A 3,461-nucleotide genomic window follows, 5' to 3' on the forward strand; every position below is an offset into this window, starting at 1 on the left:
TCCCTATTTCAACACCCTCCAACCCCAAAACCCCCAACTTTTCCCCGCCTGCGCCGGCGGCCCCCCCCCCCCCGGGCGCCCCGCAGCGGCAGCCTCAAGTCCGCTTCGGCTTGTCGGCTTGCTTAGTGCAGAGAAGTAGCCTGCACGTCAAGGGATTTGCCCTGAACACAGTGATCAACGGATCAACCAAGGTCGCCCCTACCGCCACCTGGTCGGCTTCTCCAGCACCGAGCGCTCCCGCGCCACGACGCTTCACCGCATGACCCAGCCGGCCCGGGTCGAAACGGAACTGAAGACCTTGCTGACCGAATTGACTGCGAGGTGGCCAGATTTGACGGAAACTCGCGAGTTCCGCGAGGCGTTTTCCTCGACGCCGCTGCCCTAGAAAACGCGGCTCACGCCACGGTCCATCGAAACCTTCCACCCGCAGCTTGGGGCGGGCCAGTCAGAAGCGCCGCACCAGCCGCAGTAAACGTCCCATCGCTCAGGGGGCGACAACGAGGCAGGGGCTACACGCCGGCTTGCCCCATTTCGGTGCCTTCCGGCCCACTGTGCTGGGGAAATCGTGTTGCGGAACTTTCGGCAAGTCCACACCCCTTCCGAAATGCGGACGCGGTCACGAGGCTGGTCTGCATGGCCGCCCGTTGCCATACGGCGGGCTTCATCGCCAAACGGGAGGATTCAATGATCCGCGTGGACCGAACACGCCGCCATCCGCGCCACGCTGTCGTCGTCGCGTCCGGGGGACTTGATTCAGCCGTGCTCGCTTATGGCTTCGAGCACGCGGCAGCTCCGTGACACTGCTTTCGTTCGACTGCGGGCAACGTCGCCGGATCGAGCTTGATTTTGCCTCGAAGAGCGCGACGGTCCTTGCAATGCGGTACGAGGTGGTCGACCTCAGCCGGACAATCCGCTCACCCTGCCCTGCGACCTCCTCATTTCCACCACCGACGAGTACGTGCGGGCCGCGCACTCAGGACTGCGTCGATGACACAGGTCGGTGGCGGGGGGCTTTGACCCGCAGGACGATCAGCGATGCGGAGGCGAGTAGCACGACGCCGGAGACCGTGAATACGGTGCCGACGCCGCCGATACCGAACAGCACGCCGCCCGCGGCGGCTCCGCCAGCGATTGCCGACTGCACGCCGACCACCACGAGCCCTCCCGCGCTTTCTGCCTGGTCGGGCACCATGCGGGTCGCCCAGTTCGACCACGCCACCGACACGCCGCCAAAGGCCAGGCCCCAGAGGACCACCAGCGCCACATACCCTGCTTGCCCGGCGGGGATCAGCGCCAAGCCCAGTGCCGCAACGCCCATCAGCGCCGGCGTCAGTGTCAGCGCCAGGCGCAGGCTGATCTCCAGAAGCCACCCCGCCACCAGCGTGCCCGCGAAGTTCGCCACTCCGAAGACGAACAACAGCAGCGCCAGCTCATTGGCGTCGACCTGCACCACGTTTTCCAGTGCGGGCCGAATATAGGTGAACAGCGCGTAGTGTCCAATGTGCACCAACAGCATTCCTGCGATGCCGATCCCGAAACCGGGTCGCCGCAGCACCTCCCACAACGTGCCCAGCCGTGCCGTGCCACGGGGCGCCATCCGGGGCAGCGCGAACAGCTGGAACACCAGCGTCGCCACCGCGAGCGCGGTCGCCGCCAGGAAGGTGCTGCGCCAACCGGACAGCTCACCGAGGTAGCTGCCAAGCGGCACCGCCACGATGGTCGCTACCGCGATACCGCTGAAAATGATCGATACCGCGCGCGGCACCAACGCCGCGGGAACCAGGCGTATCGCCACCGCCGCCGCCATGCTCCAGAAGCCGCCGAGCGCGACTCCCAGCAGGATCCGCATCAGCAACAGCGCCACGATGTTGGCGGCCACGGCCACCAGCAGGTTCGACACGATCAGCAGCACGGTGAAGCCGAGCAACACGACCCTGCGGTCGATCCTCCGGGTCAGGCTCGCCGTCAACAATCCGGAAAGCATCGCGGCCACCGCCGTGACGGTCACCGCCTGGCCCGCCAAAGCCTCCGATACCCCTAGGTCGGCGGCCATCGGAGTCAGCAGGCTGGCCGGCAGGTACTCCGCCGTCAGCAACCCGAAAACTCCCAGCGCCAGCGAGAACACCGCCGCCCACGACGATGCGACCGGTTCGCGCGGTACCCGTTCCACATCGGCCGCTTCGCCAGGGTCGGCTTCGCGCACGACGTCACACACATCACTGCTCAACTTGTTTACTTCCCCTGAATCGCATGAAAGGTTCGAGTCAACCCTAAAAGCGAATTTCAGGATTATCTATGGCAGCACGTCCGCATTCTTTGACCGAAACGCCGGAAGGCGAGCCTGCGGGGCAGTTCGCCCTGTCGACCGACCTCATCAGCGAACTGCTGACCAGCATGCGGCTGCGCGGTGTCCGGTACCGTCGCGTCCATGCCGGCCCGCGGTTCGGTCTGGATTTCGATGCCAAACCCGGACGTGCCTATTTCCACTTCCTCGCCGTCGGTTCCGCCGTCCTGCGCACCGAGGGCGGAACCGTCCACGAGCTCTCGGCAGGCAACGCCGTCTTCCTGCCACACGGCGAGTCCCACCAGCTGCTCTCCGGCCCTGACGTGCCGGGCCAGGGCATAGACAGCTTCGATGCGGTCCCGCTCAGCAACGCGATTTCCGACGTGGACACCTGCCCAAGCACGGACCCGAATCCCAGCGCGATCTTCTTCAACGGCTTCATGGAGTTCGACCTCGGCGGCATGCAGGGGCTCAGCCGGTTGATGCCCGATGTCATGCTGGTCGACGTCGCGGGACAGCGTTATCCCGGGCTCATCCCGATCCTGGAGTCCATGAAGCGCGAAATCTGCGCCGCCCGCGTGGGCTTCGCTGGCATCCTCGCCGGCCTGGCCGAAGTGGCGGCGGCCATGATCGTGCGGGGCTGGATCGAATGCGGATGCGACAACTCCGCCGGCCTCGTGGCCGCGTTGCGTGACCCCCGCCTGGCCTGCGCCATCTTGGCCCTGCATCGGCGGCCCGGGCATCACTGGACGGTGGAAGAGCTGGCAGCGGAATGCAATGTCTCCCGTTCCGTCTTCGCGGACCGGTTTCAGCGCACGATCGGCGTGCCGCCCCTCCGTTACGCCACGGAACTGCGGATGCTCCTCGCCAGCCAGTGGCTGGCCCACGACACGTTGCCGATCCAGTCTGTGGCGCAACGCCTCGGCTACACCTCGCAGGCCGCGTTCAGTCGCGCTTTCAAACGCGTCACCGGCGAGTCGCCCGGCGCCAGCAGGAGCGCAAGGCCGCTGATGAAGGCGACCGACGCCGTGGGGTGAGGAGTGGGCCGCTGGAAAGCCTTCCAGGCCGGGTTGCTTACACGGCCTAGTGTTCTGAGTCGTTGGTCAGTTGGTTAATTCGTGTGCAGTAGTTGGCGAGGTTGTCCAGGATCTCGTCGGCGGTTTTGGTCCACACGAAG

Annotated in this window: 2 protein-coding genes; one reads left to right on the plus strand and one right to left on the minus strand. The window is 65.9% G+C overall.

Annotation, left to right across the window (positions count from 1 at the left end; all coding sequences use genetic code 11):
- Positions 1-973: 973 nt before the first annotated feature.
- Complete coding sequence (locus ACWDKQ_RS35490) at positions 974-2,227, minus strand: MFS transporter (RefSeq protein ID WP_450143125.1); 1,254 nt, start codon at positions 2,225-2,227, stop codon at positions 974-976.
- 68 nt (positions 2,228-2,295) lie between these two features.
- Between ACWDKQ_RS35490 and ACWDKQ_RS35495 the strand changes: the two genes are divergently transcribed.
- Positions 2,296-3,321 carry an AraC family transcriptional regulator gene (locus ACWDKQ_RS35495; RefSeq protein ID WP_450143126.1) on the plus strand — a complete coding sequence of 342 codons (1,026 nt, stop codon included), beginning with the start codon at positions 2,296-2,298 and terminating at the stop codon, positions 3,319-3,321.
- Positions 3,322-3,461 lie beyond the last annotated feature (140 nt).

It is taken from the genome of Saccharopolyspora sp. NPDC000995, from assembly GCF_053599315.1.